Annotated in this window: 12 protein-coding genes; 8 read left to right on the top strand and 4 right to left on the bottom strand. The window is 74.2% G+C overall.

The window, feature by feature from the left end; all coding sequences use genetic code 11:
* Positions 1-9: 9 nt before the first annotated feature.
* Positions 10-978, bottom strand: coding sequence for a DUF2877 domain-containing protein (locus HUT06_RS15445; RefSeq protein ID WP_254715196.1), 969 nt, complete (start codon positions 976-978; stop codon positions 10-12).
* Between the two features lie 209 nt (positions 979-1187).
* Between HUT06_RS15445 and HUT06_RS15450 the strand changes: the two genes are divergently transcribed.
* From HUT06_RS15450 to cutA, 5 genes are all read left to right on the top strand, one after another.
* Positions 1188-2933 (top strand): PucR family transcriptional regulator, encoded by a 1746-nt coding sequence (locus HUT06_RS15450; RefSeq protein WP_176196372.1) that lies wholly within the window; start codon positions 1188-1190, stop codon positions 2931-2933.
* A 140-nt stretch (positions 2934-3073) separates the two neighbouring features.
* On the top strand, positions 3074-4522 hold the full coding sequence (locus HUT06_RS15455; protein ID WP_176196373.1) for a uracil-xanthine permease family protein: 1449 nt from the start codon (positions 3074-3076) through the stop codon (positions 4520-4522).
* Positions 4519-5418, top strand: a complete 900-nt coding sequence (locus tag HUT06_RS15460; protein ID WP_176196374.1) for a xanthine dehydrogenase family protein subunit M — start codon at positions 4519-4521, stop codon at positions 5416-5418. Before HUT06_RS15455 ends, HUT06_RS15460 begins: the two co-directional genes overlap by 4 nt.
* Positions 5418-5972: a (2Fe-2S)-binding protein gene (locus HUT06_RS15465; RefSeq protein WP_176196375.1), complete on the top strand. Its 555-nt coding sequence runs from the start codon at positions 5418-5420 to the stop codon at positions 5970-5972. The genes HUT06_RS15460 and HUT06_RS15465 overlap by 1 nt, the downstream gene beginning before the upstream one ends.
* Positions 5973-8387 carry an aerobic carbon-monoxide dehydrogenase large subunit gene (cutA, locus tag HUT06_RS15470; protein WP_176196376.1) on the top strand — a complete coding sequence of 805 codons (2415 nt, stop codon included), beginning with the start codon at positions 5973-5975 and terminating at the stop codon, positions 8385-8387.
* Positions 8388-8521: 134 nt separating this feature from the next.
* Here the strand turns inward: cutA and HUT06_RS15475 are convergent, their stop codons facing one another.
* Positions 8522-9337, bottom strand: coding sequence for a polysaccharide deacetylase family protein (locus tag HUT06_RS15475; protein WP_254715758.1), 816 nt, complete (start codon positions 9335-9337; stop codon positions 8522-8524).
* Between the two features lie 227 nt (positions 9338-9564).
* Between HUT06_RS15475 and HUT06_RS15480 the strand changes: the two genes are divergently transcribed.
* Positions 9565-10218, top strand: a complete 654-nt coding sequence (locus HUT06_RS15480; protein ID WP_176196378.1) for a carbon monoxide dehydrogenase subunit G — start codon at positions 9565-9567, stop codon at positions 10216-10218.
* Positions 10219-10229: 11 nt separating this feature from the next.
* Here the strand turns inward: HUT06_RS15480 and HUT06_RS15485 are convergent, their stop codons facing one another.
* Complete coding sequence (locus HUT06_RS15485; RefSeq protein ID WP_176196379.1) at positions 10230-10604, bottom strand: FKBP-type peptidyl-prolyl cis-trans isomerase; 375 nt, start codon at positions 10602-10604, stop codon at positions 10230-10232.
* 133 nt (positions 10605-10737) lie between these two features.
* Between HUT06_RS15485 and HUT06_RS15490 the strand changes: the two genes are divergently transcribed.
* Entirely contained in the window at positions 10738-12777 is a 2040-nt protein-coding gene (locus HUT06_RS15490) for a hydantoinase/oxoprolinase family protein (RefSeq protein WP_176196380.1), read from the top strand.
* Positions 12774-14612: a hydantoinase B/oxoprolinase family protein gene (locus HUT06_RS15495; protein WP_176196381.1), complete on the top strand. Its 1839-nt coding sequence runs from the start codon at positions 12774-12776 to the stop codon at positions 14610-14612. Before HUT06_RS15490 ends, HUT06_RS15495 begins: the two co-directional genes overlap by 4 nt.
* On the opposite strand, the gene HUT06_RS15500 is transcribed toward HUT06_RS15495, so the two are convergent.
* Complete coding sequence (locus HUT06_RS15500) at positions 14589-15647, bottom strand: hypothetical protein (RefSeq protein ID WP_176196382.1); 1059 nt, start codon at positions 15645-15647, stop codon at positions 14589-14591. The genes HUT06_RS15495 and HUT06_RS15500 overlap by 24 nt on opposite strands.
* Positions 15648-15689 lie beyond the last annotated feature (42 nt).

Raw genomic sequence — 15689 nt, forward strand, 5'->3', positions numbered from 1 at the left:
CCGCTGCGCTCATGCAGGAACCCTCGGAACATCGACGACAGCGGGAGCGGTCAGCGCGAGCGCGGCGCGGCAGCCGGCGAGGACGCCGTGCGCGAGGTCGGTGCCCGAGGTGTGCCCGATCGACAGCAGCCGCCGGACGGCGCCCTGGCCCGCGCCGCCCGGCGGCTCATGGCCCGCGACGAAGCGCAGCACCGCCGCGACCTCGGCGCCCGCGCCGCCCGCCGCCGCGCAGTGCAGCAGCGTCGCGGCCAGCGCGGTCGTGCGGGTGCCGGCGTCGGCGGTGACGGCGGCGCCGAGCCAGTCGGCCAGCCGCAGGGCCGCGTCGCCGTGCCGGACGGCGCCGCCGACCAGCCGCAGCGACACCAGCAGGCCGCACAGGATGTCGTCGCCGGACGGCGTCAGCCCCGGCCCGAGGCCGACGATCCGCTCGGCCGCCTCCACCGCGCCCGCGAGGTCGCCGTCCGCGCACGCGGCGGCGAGCGCGCCGGGGTCGGGATGCCCGTCGAGGCCGCCGCGCACCGGCCCCTCGGCGGTGAGCACGCCGGCCGCGGCCAGTTCGGCCTCCAGCGCGCGGACGCCGCGGGCGAGCGCCACCGGGTGCGGCACCGCGAGCGCGGGCGAGGGGTCCCACCAGCGGCGGACGCGCACGCTCAGGCCGTCCGCCTCCACCCGGCCCTCGCCGACCAGGGCGTCGCCGCCCTCGCGGACCGTCCGGAACGGGTGCTCGCGGCGCGTCGCGACGACGACCACCGCGTTCGGCAGCCGCCCGGCGTCGGAGGTGACGACGGCGAGCACGCGCGGCTCGGGGCCGCCCCGCATCTCCAGGTACACCGCCGAGGGGAACACGGCGATGACGCGGGCCGCGCGGCGCGGCGGGTCCAGCAGCGGGCGCAGCGCGAGGCTCGCCGCGCCGGCGGCGGGCGGCCGCCGCCGGGGTCCGGCCGGGAGCGGGACGGGGTCGCGGACGAGGGCGGTCACGGATCCTCCCGAGGCCGGTGTCGGCGGCCGCCCGGCGCGCGGGCGGCCCGGCCTCGCGATGACGGTAGAACGGCCCCCGCACCGGTCGTATGGAGAAAGCTGCCAAGGATGGTTGTCATCGTTCGTGTTTGTTGTCATTTTGATCAGGAACCGGTAGCGATCACGTCGTCACTGACGATGTACGCACCAAAAGCGAGGTGACCCCTGGCATGAGCTACACCACTGCGGACCCGGGCCCACCGGCCCTGCGGCTCGCGAGTACCGGAACACTGACCTACGGCCTGTCGGTGGGGGAGGTCCTCGGCGTCAGCACCCTGAACGGCGCCCGCCTCATCGCCGGCCGCGCCGGACTCGACCGCGTCGTCCAGCGGCTCAACGTGATGGAGGTCCCCGACATCCTGTCGTGGGTCAAACCGAACGAGCTGCTCCTCACCACCGGCTACCCCCTCCGCAACACCCCCCAGTCGCTCGACAACCTGGTCGCCGACCTCGACGAGCGCGGCCTCGCGGCCCTGGCCATCAAACTGGGCCGCTACCTCGACTCCCTCCCCGCCGAGATGATCGCGCAGGCGGACCGGCGCGGCTTCCCCCTGATCCTGCTCCCGAACGACGTCGGCTTCGACGACATCCTGAACCAGGTCCTGACCGACATCCTGAACCGGCAGGCGGCCGTCCTCGCCCGCACCGAGGAGGTGCACCGGGCGCTGGTCCAGATCGTGCTGTGCGGCGGCGGCCTCCAGGAGGTCGTGGACGAGGTCGCGACCCTGCTGGACGTGGCGGTCGTGGTGCTGGACGGCGAGCAGCGCGTGCTCGCCGGCGCCGGGCCCGACGAGCACGTCCAGGCGATGCGCGCGTTCGACGCGGGCCGGCACGCCGCCTGCGGGCGCGGCGGCTGCGGCGTCATCGGCGCGCACGGCACCGGCGACCACCTGGTGGTGCCGGTGATGGCGGGCGGCTTCGACCACGGCCGGATCGTCGCGTTCAGCCCCGGCGGCACGCTGCGCGGCACCGACCTCGGCATCCTGGAACGCGCCGCGACCGTCGCCGCGCTCGTGGTGACCAAGCAGCAGGCCGTCGCGGCGGTGGAGAGCAAGTACCGCGCCGACTTCCTGCGCGACATCCTCGCCGGGCGGGCCGGCGACGACGCCCGCGTCGTCGCGCACTGCGGCGGCTTCGGCTGGGACCTGGACCGCCCGATGATGGTGGTCGTCGCCGAGCTGGACGGCCGCCCGCGCGGCGCCGAGCCCGAGGGCAAGGGCCGCGCGAAGGCCGCCGAGCCGGACGGCCGGGGCCGCGGCGCCGAGGAGCGCTCCGCGCAGGAGCGGCTCGCCGCCGCGTGGACGACGGCCGTCCGCCGCCACGACAAGGGCGCCGCGGTCGCGAGCTTCGCGCACGAGGTCGTCGCGGTCGTCGGCGCGGACGGCGGCGACCCCGCCGAATGGGCGGCCGGGCCGGTGCAGGCGATGGTGAAGGAGGCGTCGTCGATCTTCGCCGAGCACCTGCCGGTGCGGCGCACGTTCTCCACCGGGATCAGCCGGACGGTGGCGTCCCCGGCGGCGCTGCCGGAGGCCTACGAGCAGGCGGTGAAGGCCGTCCGGGTCGGCCGCCAGCTGAACGGCGCGGGCGCGCGGGCGCACTTCGACCAGCTCGGCGTGTACCGGCTGCTCAGCCTCGTGTCGGACCCGGACGAGCTGCACGCGTTCGTCCGCGAGACGCTCGGCGACCTCGCCGCCGACGACGAGCCGGAGCTGGTGGACCTGCGCAGGACGCTGCAGGTGCTGCTGGAGACCAACCTCAACGTCGCCGAGACGGCGCGCCGGCTGCACTTCCACTACAACACGCTGCGGTACCGCATCGGGAAGCTGGAGCGGATGCTCGGAGCGTTCACGGAGGACGCGCATCTGCGGCTCAACCTCACCCTCGCTCTGCACGTTCTGCGCATGCGCGGTATCTGAGCGTAGCGCACCGGCGCTCACACCGGCCGGTCCTCTCAATCGGCGCGGCGGGGGTTTGGCAGAAGTCGCCGATGCCCGCCTGTCAGGGTAGATCTACCTTGCCCGCATGAACGCGCTCGGCTGAGCAGGAGGAACCCCGCATGGTGATCGGCTGGAAGCTGCACGGCGACGGACGCACACCGCCGCCCGGGGAGGTCGTCCGGCCGGACGAGCGCCTGTCGTGGCCGCGCACCGCCGGCATCGGCGCGCAGCACGTGGTGGCGATGTTCGGGGCGACGTTCGTGTTCCCCGTGGTGATGGGGCTGGACCCCAACCTCGCGATCATGATGTCCGGGATCGCGACGGTGCTGTTCCTGCTGATCGTCGGCGGCCGGGTGCCGAGCTACCTCGGCACGAGCGCCTCGTTCGTCGGCGCGGTCGCGGCGATCCGCGCGGCGGGCGGCGACAGCGCGACCGTGACCGGCGCGATCCTCGTCGCGGGCGCGGTGCTCGCGCTGGTCGGCGTGCTGATCCACTTCGCCGGCGGGGAGGTCGTCCACCGGGTGTTCCCGCCGGTGGTGACGGGCGCCGTGGTCATGCTGATCGGCTTCAACCTGGCCCCGGTGGTCGCGACCGTCTACTGGCCGCAGGACCAGTGGGTCGCGCTCGCGACGCTGGGGTTCGCCGTGCTGGCCGCGGTGCTGCTGCGCGGGTTCTGGGCGCGCATCACGATCCTGCTTGCGCTCGTGTTCGGGTACGCCCTTTCGTGGATTCTCGACAACACCGTCGGCCGGGTCACGTCAGTCCTTCCCGGGCAGAACCTGCTGGACGGGGCGGGCAGGGCGTGCACGGCGGAGGGCCCGTACTGCATCGCCACCGCGTTCCCGCACGACCGGGTCGACTTCTCCGGTGTGAAGGCCGCCGACTGGTTCGGGTTCCCGAGCCTGCACGGCCCCGACTTCACGACCTCCGCGATCCTGCTGGCGCTGCCCGCCGTCATCGCGCTGATCGCGGAGAACACCGGGCACGTCAAGGCGGTGTCGGCGATGACCGGCGACGACCTGAACCCCCTCCTCGGCCGCGCCATCACCGCGGACGGCATCGGCACCACCCTCGCCAGCGCGGTCGGCGGCTCGCCCACCACCACCTACGCCGAGAACATCGGCGTCATGGCCGCGACCCGGATCTACTCGACCGCCGCCTACTACGTCGCCGCGGTCGTGGCCGTGCTGTTCGGGCTGTGCCCGAAGTTCGGCGCGCTCGTCGCCGCGACGCCGGGCGGCGTCCTCGGCGGCATCACCGTCGTGCTGTACGGGATGATCGGGCTGCTCGGCGCGAAGATCTGGATCGAGAACCGGGTCGACTTCGCCGACCCGGTCAACCTCGTCCCGGTCGCCGCCGCGATCATCCTGGCGATCGGGAACGTGACGCTGCAGATCACCGACGACTTCCCGCTGCAGGGCATCGCGCTCGGCACGATCGCCGTCCTGGTCGGCTACCACCTCCTCAACGTGCTGCGCAGACCGGAGGACTCGGGCGGCGGCGTCATCGCGCCCGCGGAGAAGGAGATCGGCGGCCCGGTCCGCCCGGCCCCGAACGCGGACGCGTGAAGCCGCCGCCGTTCGGCTACCACGCGCCCGGCACGCTCGCCGGCGCCCTCGACGTGCTGGCCGCCGCGCCGGGCGGCAAGGTTCTCGCGGGCGGGCAGAGCCTCATCCCGCTGCTGAACATGCGGCTCGCCGCGCCGTCCGACCTGGTCGACATCAACCGGATCGCCGAGCTGGACACCCTGCGCGCCGAGGACGGCGGCGTCCGGGTCGGCGCGCTCGCCCGGCACGCGCGGGTCGAGCGGTCGGCGGAGGCGGCGGCCGTCCAGCCGCTGCTCGGGCAGGCGCTCCGGCACGTCGCGCACCCCGTGATCCGCAACCGGGGCACGGTCGTCGGCAGCCTCGCGCACGCCGACCCCGCCGCCGAGCTGCCCGCCGTGCTCGCCGTCCTCGGCGGGACGGTCGAGGCGGCGTCGGCGGCGGGTCGCCGGACCATACCCGCCGCCGAGTTCTTCGCCGGCCCGCTGGAGTCGGCGCTGGCCCCCGGTGAGTTGGCCGTCGCCGCGTTCTTCCCGGCGGCGCCGCCCCGCACCGGCACCGCGTTCACCGAGACGGCGCGGCGGCACGGCGACTACGCGCTCGCCGGGGTCGCCGCCGTCGTCACCCTCGACGCGGACCTGCGGGTCGCCGCGGCCCGCGCCGGGTACCTGGGCATCGCGGCGACACCGCTGGTGCTCGACCTGACCGGCGCGGCCGGGCCGGACGGCGACTGGGCGGCCGCCGCCGCGCACGTCCGCGACCGGATCGACCCGGAACCCGACATCCACGCCGGCGCCGACTACCGCCGCCACCTGACCGGCGTGCTCACCGAGCGGGCGTTGCGGGCGGCGGCGTCGGAGGCATTACTGAAGACGGAGGCATTACTGAAGACGGAGGCACATCGGAAGGCGGGGGACTGATGGAGGAGTGCTTCGACGTCGCGCTGACCGTCAACGGCACGCACCGCACGGCCGGCGTCCCGGCGCGGCGGCTGCTGTCGGACCTGCTGCGGCACGACCTCGGGCTCACCGGCACGCACGTCGGCTGCGAGCACGGCGTCTGCGGCTGCTGCACCGTCCTGCTGGACGGCGAGCCGGTGCGGTCGTGCCTGATGTTCGCCGTCACCGCCGCCGGGCACGAGGTCACCACCGTCGAGGGGCTCGCCGCCGAGGACGGCACCCCGTCGCCGGTGCAGCGCGCCTTCCGCGAATGCCACGGCCTGCAGTGCGGCTTCTGCACGCCCGGTTTCCTCTGCACGGTCACGGCGCTGCTGCGGGAGACGCCGCGCCCGACCGAGGAGCAGGTCCTTGAGGGGATCTCGGGGAACCTGTGCCGCTGCACCGGCTACCAGAACATCGTCAAGTCGGTGCACCGCGCCGCCGAGCTGCTCGCCCCGTCCGTTCAAGAGGCTCCGTCCGTTCAAGAGGCTCCGTCCGCTCGAGAAGCTCCGTCCGCCGGCGAAGGGGAGTCGTGAATGGGCACGCGCGTGTTCGGTGAGCGGGTCGAGCGGCGCGAGGACGCCCGGCTCACCACGGGGCAGGGCCGCTACCTCGACGACCTCGGGCGGAACGCGCTCGCGGCGGCGTTCGTCCGGTCGCCGCACGCGCACGCCCGCGTCGCCGACATCGACGTGTCCGGCGCCCTCGACGTGGACGGCCTCGTCGCCGTCTACACCTGGGAGGACCTGCCCGGCCGGATCGGCGAGCCGCTGCCGCTGCTCATCCCGCACCCCGCGCTGACGCACGGCCGCACCGGGTACCCGCTCGCGCGCGACGTCGTCCGGCACGTCGGCGAGCCCGTCGCCATGGTCGTCGCCCGCGACCGGTACCTGGCCGAGGACGCCGCCGAGCGCATCCGCGTCGAGTACGAGCCGCTGCCCGCCGTCGTCGGCATCGAGGCGGCGGCCCGCGCCGACCACCTGGTGCACGACGACGTGCCGGGCAACGTCGGGGCCGTCCTCGTCCAGGAGAACGGCGACGCCCGCGCCGCCATCGAGGCCGCGCCGCACGTGCTGGAGTTCAGCCTCGCCATCGAGCGCAGCGCGTCCATGCCGCTGGAGGGGCGCGGCGTCTACGCGCGGTGGGACGCCGACGACGGGTCGCTGCGCGTGTACTCCTCCACGCAGGCGTCCACCAGCGTGCGCGCCGCGATCGCCGCGCGGCTCGGGCTGCCGAACGGCAAGGTCGAGGTGGTCGCGCCGGACGTCGGCGGCGGGTTCGGGGTGAAGATCGTCCACCCGTGGCCGGAGGAGGTCCTCGTCCCGTGGGCGGCGCGGCTGCTGGACCGCGAGATCAAGTGGACCGAGGACCGGCGGGAGCACTTCGTGTCCGCCGCGCACGAGCGCGGCCAGCTCCAGGACGTGCGGGTCGGGTTCGACGGCGACGGCCGCGTCCTCGGCCTGGACGTGCGGATCCGGCACGACCACGGCGCCTACACCCCGTACGGGATCATCATCCCGATCGTCACCTCCACCCAGCTCCTCGGCCCGTACAAGATCGGCGCGTACCGGGCGGAGGTCGTCAGCCTCTACACCAACACGCTGATCGTCACCCCGTACCGCGGCGCGGGCCGCCCGCAGGGCGTGTTCTGCATGGAGCGGACGATGGACCGCATCGCCCGCCACCTCGGCCGCGACCGCGCCGACGTGCGCGCCGCGAACTTCATCCAGCCCGACGAGTTCCCCTACGACCAGGGCCTGACGTTCCAGGACGGGCGCCCGCTCGTCTACGACTCCGGCGACTACCCGGAACTGCTGCGCAAGGCGCGCGAGCTGGTCGGCTGGGACGGCTTCGAACGGGAGCGCGCCGCCGCCGCGGCCCGGGGCCGCCGGGTCGGCATCGGCCTCGGCGTCTACGTGGAGGGGACGGGCGTCGGCCCGTACGAGGGCGGGCACGTCGAGATCGACACCGCCGGACGGGTGCACGTGTCGACCGGCCTGACCTCGCAGGGGCAGGGCCACGAGACGGTGTTCGCCCAGATCGCCGCGGCCGAGTTGGGCGTCCCCATCGAGGACGTGCACGTCACCACCGGCGACACCCGGCGGTTCGGGTACGCGGTCGGGACGTTCGCCTCCCGCGCGGCGGTGATGAGCGGCAACGCGATCGCGCTGGCCTGCCGGAAGGTCCGCGGCAAGGCGCTGCGCATCGCCGGGGAGGCCCTGGAGGCCGACCCGCGCGACCTGGAGATCACCGACGGGGTGGTGCACGTGCGGGGCGACCGGTCGGCGTCGGTCCCGCTGCGGACGGTCGCGGTGCTGTCGAACCCGCTGCGGTACGCCTTCGACGAGGAGGCCGCGGCGGCGACGCAGTTCGCGGTGGGCCGCCCGGTCACCGAGCCGCCGGTCGCGGCCGGCGACGAGCCGGGGCTGGAGGGGCGCGACTACTACTCGCCCGTCCGGTCGACGTTCGCGGCCGGCGCGCACGCCGCCGTGGTGGAGGTCGACCCGGACACCGCGGAGATCGCGATCCTGCGGTACGCGGTCGTGCACGACTGCGGGCGGCTCATCAACCCGATGGTCGTCGAGGGGCAGATCCACGGCGGCGTCGCGCAAGGCATCGGCGGGGCGCTGTACGAGCGGATGGTGTACGACGAGTCCGGGCAGCTGCTGAACGCGTCGTTCATGGACTTCCTGATGCCGTACGCGACGGAGATCCCGCGCATCGAGACCGACCATCTGGAGACGCCGTCGCCGCTGAACCCGCTCGGCATCAAGGGCGCGGGGGAAGCGGGCGTCATCCCGGTGTCGGCGGTGATCGCGTCGGCGGTGGAGGACGCGGAGGGCGTGCGCGTGGACGCGATGCCGCTCTCCCCGGACGCGCTCTTCACGCTGCGGCGGCGCGCCGAGGACGACGCGTCGCTGCGCGTCCGCGAGGGCGTGCGGGCGGGCTGACGGCCCTCGCGGCGGCTGATGCTGGCGGGACCGGCTCGGGAAGCGGGGGACCTCGGCCCCGCCAGCGAGTTGACCCTAGTCAAGGACCCCCTGGGCCCTCGCCGTAACCGGGATTCCTCCGGGAAGGTCGGAAATCAGCCGTGGGCGGGGGTCGCGGGGACGTTCCCGCCGAGCGACGTGGGCAGGTAGTTCTCCACGGCCGCCGGCCGGAACCCGGCCTGCTTGATCCAGCCGAGGATCATCTGGAACTCCTGGGCGAGTCCCTTGCGGTAGTGCATCAGGATGATGTCGCCGGGCTTGAACCCCTTGCCGCCGTCGCCGCGCGCGAACCCGTTGAACCCGACGCCGGGGCCGGTCGTGCCGTTGTAGAACTCCGCCGACCACAGCAGCACCGACTTGATGCCGCACTCCTTGGCGACCTGCAGCGTGGTCTGGTTGTAGCTGCCGAACGGCGGCCGGAAGACCTGGGGCCGGCGGCCGTACTGCGCCTGGATGGCGTCCGACGCGCCGCAGATCTCCTTCTTCTGCCGCTCGGCGCTCAGCGTCGCCATGTTGGGGTGGCTGATCGTGTGGTTCTCCATCGGCGACCCGGCGTTGCGCATCGCCCAGAAGTACTGCCCCTGCCCCTTGATGTAGGTGGAGGTCAGGAACGTCATGATCGGAACCTTCTCCTTGCGGACGAGGTTCACGAACTCCGAGTCGTAGGTGTAGCCGTCGTCGATGGTGAGGAAGACGACGCGCTCCCGCGTCTCGATGCGGCTGATGACCGGCGGCAGCCCGTTGGCGGCCGGCTTCGGCATCGTCCAGCTGCCGGGCTTCGGCGTCGGCCACTTCTGGTCGCCGAGCACCGAGGCGAGCTGCGCCCGGGTGGAGGGTCCGGAGTCGCCGGCCTGCGCGGTGACGACGGGCCATCCGCCCGCGGCCACGCCGAGCACTCCGGCGGCAACCATGGCGATCACGGGCGTCTTCCCTCGCATTGGCCGCGTACTCCGTTCGGTGGGGGGTGGATGTCGCATCGGTTGACGCGCGGCGAACGGCCGGGGTTCGCACCCGGCCGGAACCTGCCGGACATATCCGATCATTTCCGGGGTCCGTCGGGGTGCATTGCCCAATCGTCGGCGTGTACTCGGCAGATGTTGCCGTTCGGCGCGGCGGTCGCGTTCTCTACAGTCGGGACATGCAGCTGAACGGCAGTGCCGGCGTCGCCGCGCCGCTCGACCGCGTCTGGGACGCCCTGCAGGACCCGGCCGTCCTCGCCCGCACGATCCCGGGGTGCCGCTCCCTGGAGGAGACGGGCCCCGGCACGTACCGGATGACGGTCACCGCGGGCGTCGCGTCCATCCAGGGCACCTACGTCGGGCAGGTCGAGCTCGCCGAGCCCGACCCGCCGCGCTCGTTCGTGCTGCGGGCGCGCGGCCAGGGCGCGCCGGGCACGGTCGACGCGACCGTCCGCGTCCGGCTGTCGGACGGCGACGGCGCGACCCGCGTCGACTACGACGCCGAGGCGGTCGTCGGCGGGATGGTCGGCGGCGTCGGGCAGCGGATGCTCGGCAGCGTCGCCAAGCGCACCGCGGGCGAGTTCTTCGCCGCCGTCGAACGCGACATCACCGCGCCCCCGCCGACCGCCGCGCCTACCGTCTCGCCGGCCGCCGCGCAGGCGCCCGCCGAGGTCCCGGCGGGCACCGGCGCGGTCTACGCGGGACGCGCCGCGGCGGCGCCGGAGCGCGCGTCCGCGGCGTGGCCGATGACGGCGGCGTTCGGCGCCGGCGGGGCGGTGGCCCTCGCCGGCGTCGCGCTCGGCTACCTGCTCGGCCACCGCGCGCGCCGCTGAGCCGCGCGCCGCTAGCTGACGCCCACCAGGTCCACGATGAAGATGAGCGTCTCGCCTGGCTTGATCGCCGGGCTCGGGCTGCGGTCGCCGTAGGCCAGGTGCGGCGGGATGACGAGCTTGCGGCGCCCGCCGACCTTCATGCCCTCGATGCCCATGTCCCAGCCCTTGATGACGCGGCCGGAGCCGAGCTCGAAGTCCAGCGTCGAGCCGCGGTTCCAGGACGCGTCGAACTCCTCGCCGGTGGACCAGGACACGCCCACGTAGTGCATCGACACCTGCGACCCCTTGGCCGCCGCCGGGCCGTCGCCCTCGGTGATGTCGGTGATGTCGAGGTACTGCGGTGGCTGTCCCTCGGGGAAGTCGATCTCGGGGCGTTCAAGCGCCATGAAAGGGCTCCAGCATTTGTCGTCCGATGGGAAAGGCTCAGCCTAGCCCTACGGGCCTTCACGAAAGAACGACGCGCCCGTTGGCAGATTGCGACGGTTTCCCTGGTGGCCGCCGTCCGGTAGACCCTTCAGCATGGCGAGGCGGCTGCGGATCGGGATCGACACGGGCGGGACGTTCACCGACGTCGTCGCGCTGGACGAGGGCGGCGGGCTGACCACCACCAAGACCCCGTCCACGCCCGCCGACCCCGCCGAGGGGTTCGCGGCCGGCGTCGCGAAGGTGCTGCGGCTGCTCGGCGCCGGGCCCGAGGACGTCGCGGCGCTCTCGCACGGCACCACGGTCGCGACCAACCGGCTCCTCGAAGACCGGATCGACGGCCTCGGGTTCGTCACCACCGAGGGGTTCGAGTCGGTCCTGGAGATCGCGCGGCAGAGCGTCCCGGACGGCTACGGCAACAGCTACTTCTGGGTGAAGCCGCCGCGGATCGTCCCCGTGCACCGCGTGCGGGCGGTCGGCGGGCGGCTCGACCACACCGGCGCGGAGATCCGCCCGTTCGACGAGGCGTCGGCGGTCGCGGCGGCCCGCTGGTTCCGCGATGAGGGGATCCGCGCGATCGGGGTGTGCTTCCTGCACTCCTACGCCGACCCGTCCCACGAACTGGCCATGCGGGACGTCCTGCGCCGCGAGCACCCGGACGCCGTCGTGTCGCTGTCGTGCGAGGTGCTGCGCGAGTACCGCGAGTACGAGCGGTCGGTGACGACGCTGGTGGACGCCGCAGTCAAGCCCGCGATGAACGGCTACCTCGCCCGGATCGCCGAGCGCGCCGCGGCCCGCCCGCTGGTGATGAAGAGCAACGGCGGCGTCCTGTCGGCCGACGAGGTCGCCCGGCAGCCGATCACGACGGTGCTCTCGGGCCCGGCGGCGGGGGCGCTCGGCGCGGCGTTCGTCGTCGCGCACAGCGGGCACGGCTCCGTCGTGACCCTGGACGGCGGCGGGACGTCCACCGACGTCGCCGTGGTCCTGGACGGCGAGCCGACCCTCACCACCGAAGGCGCGATCGGCCGCCACCCGGTCAAGATCCCGATGATCGACATCGTGACGGTCGGCGCGGGCGGCGGCTCGGTCGCGTGGCGGTCGCCCGAGGGCGCGCTGAAGGTCGGCCCGCGCAGCGCGGGCGCCGACCCCGGCCCGCTCTGCTACGGGCGCGGCGGCACCGAGGCGACCGTGACCGACGCGCACGCCGTCCTCGGCCGCATCCCGCCGCACCTGCTCGGCGGCGAGGTCCCCCTCGACGCGGAGGCGGCCCGCGCGGGGCTCGGCGCCCTCGCCGCCGACCTCGGCCTGCCGCTCGAACGCGCCGCCGCCGGCATCCTGGAGATCTCGGCGTGGAACCAGGCGAACGCGATCCGGCGGATCACCGTGAAGCGGGGCCTGGACGTCCGCGACTACCCGCTCGTCGCGTTCGGCGGCTCGGGGCCGCTGCTCGCCTGCCGGCTGCTGGACGTGCTCGGCCTGCCCGCCGCCGTCGTCCCGGAGAACCCCGGCAACCTGTCCGCGTTCGGCCTGCTCACGGTGGACGTGAAGAACGACTACGTGCGGACGCGGGTCGTCCGGGACGCCGAACTCGACCCCGCGCTCCTGGCCGCCGTCTACACCGACCTGGAGGCCGAGGCCTCGGCCGCTCTGGCCCACGAGGGCTTCCCGGAGGGCGACCGCCGCTTCGCCCGCTCCGCCGACCTGCGCTACTACGGGCAGGCGTTCGAGGTGCGCGTGCCCGCGCCCGCCGGGGCGCCCGGCGAGGCGTTCCGTGCCGAGGTCGTCCGCCGGTTCCACGACGCCCACGAGGCCCTCTACGGCTACTGCTACCGCGACGACCCGCGCCATCCGGTCGAATGGGTCAACCTGCGCGTCTCCGGCATCGGCCCGATCGAGCGCCCGCGCCTGGCCGAGCGCCCGCCGGGCGACGGCGACCCGTCCCGCGCCCGCACCGGCACCCGGCAGGTCCACTTCGACACCTGGCGGGAGACGGCGATCTACCGCCGCGAGAAACTCGCACCGGGCGACACGATCGAGGGCCCGGCCGTCATCGAGGAGTTCGGCTCGACCGTCCCCCTGCACCCCGGCTTCACCGCGCGGCTCGACGGCTACGGCAACCTGGTGGTGACGCGATGACCGACCCGATCCTGCTGGAGATCGTCGAGGGCACCCTCGCCTCGGTCGAGCGCGAGGTGGAGACGGCGATCGCCCGCACCGCCCGCTCCCCGATGATCCGCGACGCGCACGACTTCCGCGCCGGCATCCACGACCGCCGCCTCCGCAAGCTCACCGGCCGCTCCTACTCGGCGCTCGTCCAGCCGATCGCGCGCGACTTCCCGCTCGACGCCATGCGGCCGGGCGACGTGTTCTTCCACAACGACGTGTACCTGTCCGAGGGCGGCATCGGCCACCTCCCCGACCTCTGCGTCACGGTGCCGGTGTTCCACGGGGACGAGGTGGTCGCGTTCGTCCAGGCGTTCGGCCACCACGACGACATCGGCGGCGCCGTCCCCGGCTCGATGCCGAGCCACGCCCGCAGCGCGTTCGAGGAGGGCCTGATGGTCCCGCCGATCAAGCTGTGGGACCGGGGCGTCCCGAACGCGGCGGCCCTCGCCATCATGACCCGCAACTCGCGGATGCCCGACTCCCTCGCCGGCGATCTCGACGCCGAGTGCTCGGCCTGCCTGATGGGCGCCCGCCGCCTCGGCGAGCTGTTCGCCCGCTACGGCCGCGCCGCCGTCGAGGGCTGCTTCGACGCGATCATCGACCGCACCACCGAGACGTTCCGCCGCGAACTCCTCGCCAAGATCCCGGACGGCACCTTCACCTGGGAGGACTACGCCGAGCACGACGGCGTCGACCCGCCCCGCCTGCACGCGCAGCGCATCACGCTCACCGTCGACAAGGCGGCGGCCGTCCCCCTGGTCATCGACTTCACCGGCACCTCGCCCCAGGCCAAGGGCCCCATCAACCACGCGGGCGACTACTCGGACGGCGTCTTCCTGAAGAAGTGGCTGGCGCCCGTCCTGCGGAACCTCGCCGACACCCCCGAGCGCGCCGCCGAACTGGACGTCAACGAGGGCGTCGTCCCCCTCATCGAGATGCGCTTCCCCGAGAAGGGCACCCTCCTCACGCCCGTCTTCCCTGCCCCGACCAACGCCCGCACGTTCGTCATCCTGCGCCTGCTGGGCGTCCTCGCGGGCGTGCTGGCCAAGGCCACCGGCGGCCGGATGCCCGCCGACCAGGAGACGATCCGCTACACCGGCGTCTACGGCGAGGACGACCGCGGCCCGTACCTCATGCGCGAGGTCCTGGGCGGCGGCTCCGGCGGCCGCTACTACGCCGACGGCGAGGACACCATCCACGTCGTGCCCGACTCCCGCAACATCCCCGCCGAGTTCGCCGAGGCCCGCTGGCCGTTCATCGTCGAACGCCTCGGCCTCGCCGCCGACTCCGGCGGCCCGGGGGAGCACCGCGGCGGCCTCGGCTACGACAAGCGCATCCGCATGCTCCGCGACGCCCGCTACATGTCGATCGCCGACCGCTCGATCCTGTCCTGCTGGGGCGTCAACGGCGGCCGCGCCGGCCGCCCCTTCCGCGTCGACATCGACGGCGAGGAGATGGACGGCCTCGTCGATGACCACCCGGTCAGGGCGGGCCAGACGATCCGCATCCGGACCACCGGGGGCGGCGGCTGGGGCGACCCCCTGAACCGCGACCCGTCCCGCGTGGCCGCCGACGTCCGCGACGGCAAGGTCTCCCTCGAAGGAGCCCGCGACGACTACGGCGTAGTGCTCGAAGGCGGCACCGTGGACGACGGGGCGACCACCACCCTCCGCGCCCGCCTGCGCGCCGCCCGCGGCCCCGTCCCCTTCTTCGACCGGGGCCCCGGCTACCCGGAGCTCTCCGGCGGCGCCGTCTCCGCCGAAGTCGACACCCTCGGTGGGCTAAGGGGTGATGAAGGGCTGTAGGGCGCTCTGGTAGTCGGTCATCGTGGGGTAGGTCTCGCCCTGGAGCCGGTCGTCGTAGGGCGGCTCGCCGTAGACGACCTTGGCGGGGGCGCATTCGCCGACGCCGGCGCGTCCCGTCAGCATCCGCCGGCCGACGCGGCGGCCCGTGCGGGCCTCATAGACGTCGAGGCGATGGCGGCCCTGGAAGGACTCGGTGCGCAGGCCGCCCTCGTACGCGCATACCTTGATCGGCTTGTCCGACACGCGGCCCGCCGGGTAGCTGCACGCCACCAGCTCCACCTCGTCCGGCGCGGGCCGCTTCGCGCCCTCGCCCGTGGTCGCGAGTTGCGGACGGCCCGCGCCCTCGCGGAAGAACACCAGCGGGTGGGGGCCCGCCCCCTCATGCTCAGCGGCCCGCTCGAAGGGACGGTCCTGCCGCCAGCACAGCCGGGCGAGTTCCCTCAGATTCTCCGGCCGCTCCCCGAAGACGGCGGGAACGAGCCACGGCTGCACGATCCAGCCCACCAGCGCGAGCACCGCCATGCCGGCCGCCACGGTCGCCAGCCGCGGGCCGGGCGACGCCCGCACGGGCCCCCGGCGCTCCACGGCCCTGCCCAGATCCCGGGACGCGCTCACAGGGCCGACGAACACGGACCGCTCTTCGGGACCGTCCGCCCACGCCAGCCGCACGACCCGGCGCTTCGCACCCCAGTCGGGCGTGGTCAGCGCATCCCAGGGGATGGCGCTGGAGGAATCCCGGGCCCACACCAGCAGACCGTCCTCGCAGACGGCGAACCGGCGCCGCGGCCCGTCCACCCTGGGAATCGGCCCGAGGAGGACCCAGCAGGCCAGGCCCGCCCACACCAGCGCAGGCAGCAGGAGGACGAACCGCCAGTCGAAGGCGGCGACCACGCCCGCCGCCATGGCGAAGCCGAGGAACCAGGGGGCGAGGTCGGTCCAGTCGGGCCGGCCGCGATGCTGCCGGTGAACGCGCCGGACGGCGCCCAGCCCCGCCTCGGCGGCCCGCCCCGACATCGCCCGGCGCAACCGCCTCACCGCTCGGGTTCGCGGCCGGCGGCGGGACTCCACCGATCCGCG

The sequence above is a fragment of the Actinomadura sp. NAK00032 genome (assembly GCF_013364275.1).
Lineage (GTDB): Bacteria > Actinomycetota > Actinomycetes > Streptosporangiales > Streptosporangiaceae > Spirillospora.